Origin of the sequence: Halomonas sp. 707D4 (assembly GCF_024158685.1) — a bacterium.
Classification (GTDB): domain Bacteria; phylum Pseudomonadota; class Gammaproteobacteria; order Pseudomonadales; family Halomonadaceae; genus Vreelandella.
In genome coordinates, this window is record NZ_JAMZBD010000635.1 from 1 (window position 1) to 1,450 (window position 1,450).

At 73.6% G+C, this 1,450-nt stretch carries 1 pseudogene; it reads left to right on the top strand.

Going from position 1 to position 1,450, the window contains the following annotated elements:
- Positions 1-1,450, top strand: a pseudogene (locus tag BIS11_RS17440) (chromosome segregation protein SMC); the annotation flags it as partial.

Genomic DNA, 1,450 nt, shown 5'->3' on the forward strand with positions numbered 1-1,450 from the left:
CCTCGAGCAGGACCAGGCCCACCGCAAGAGCCGTGAAAGCCAGCTCGCCGCCGACATCGCCACCGCCCGGCGCGATCTCGACGAGCAGCGCCGGGTCAGCGAAGGCGACCGCGAGCGCCAGGCTGCGATCGACGAGCGCCTGGAGACCCTTTCCCCGGACATGGAGGCGCTCGACGAGCAGCTCGTGATGCTGGAAGAGCGGCTCGCCCAGCTCGCCCCGGCGCTCGAGAGCGCCGAGCAGCACTTTGCCGACACCGATGCCCGCTGGCGCGACGCCGGCCGCGACGCCGAGCGCCGCCAGGATCAGATCAATGATCTCGAGCAGCGCATCAAGCGCCTGCAGGGCGAGCGCGCTCGCCGCGAGCAGCAGCGCGGTGAGCTCGACGACAGCCGCGTACTGCGCGACGAGCACGCCGCCTGCCGCGAGGAGCTGCAGGCCGCCGACGCCCGCGCCGAGGCCTTCGAGATCGAGCGCGCCGCCGGCCAGGAGCGCTTCGCCACCGCCCGCGCCGCCCACCAGGCGGCGCTTGCCGAGCGCGATACCCAGCGTGGCGAGCTGAGCCGCCGTCAGGGTGAGCTCGCCTCGCTCAAGGCGCTGATCGACGCGGCACTGGCGGATCACGACCCGGACGTGCACGCAGCCCTTGCCGCGCGCGGGCTCGAGAACGCGCCTCGCCTGGGCGAGACCCTGACGGCGAAGCCAGGCTGGGAGCCGGTCATCTCCTGGCTGCTCGCTCCCTGGCTCAACGCGCGGCTGGTCGATGCCGCCACCCTGGCGGCGCTGCCCGAGGCGCTGGCCACGGACTGGTGCCTGATCGCCCGTGACGGCGCGGCGCCTGCCGAGAGTGACCGGCTCGATGCGCGGGTCGAGGGCGCCGGGGCGCTGGGCGAGTGGCTGTCGCACATTCACGCCGTGGAGAGCGACGACGACGCCCTGGCGCGCATGGCGAGCCTCGCCCCCGGCGAAAGCGTGGTCAGCCGTCAGGGGCTCTGGTGCGGGCGCGGCTGGCTGCACCAGAAGGCCAACGGCGAAGGCGTCGATACGCTGCTGGTGACCCGGCGCCGCTTCGACGAACTGAGCCTCGAATGCGCGGCCCTGGAGGAGGCGCTCGAGGCACTCGACGAGCGCTGCGAACAGCTGGCGCTCGACATCGAGACCCTCGAGGCCGAGCGCGACGAGCGCGGCGCGGCGGAACGCGAGCACGCAGGCCTGCGCCAGCAGCTCGCCATCAAGGAGCAGCGCCTGGCCCAGCGCCTCGAGCACCTCGAGGGGCGCGCCGCCGAGATCGACGACGAGCTCGCCACCCTCAAGGAGGACGAGGCAGCGCTTGCGCTCGAGCTGGAGGAGCAGCGCGAGCGCTGGGGCGAGGCGATGGCCTTGCTGGATGAAGCCGCCACCGCCCGCGAGGAGTGCGTCGAGCAGCGCGACCGTGCCCGCGAGGAGCAGGAG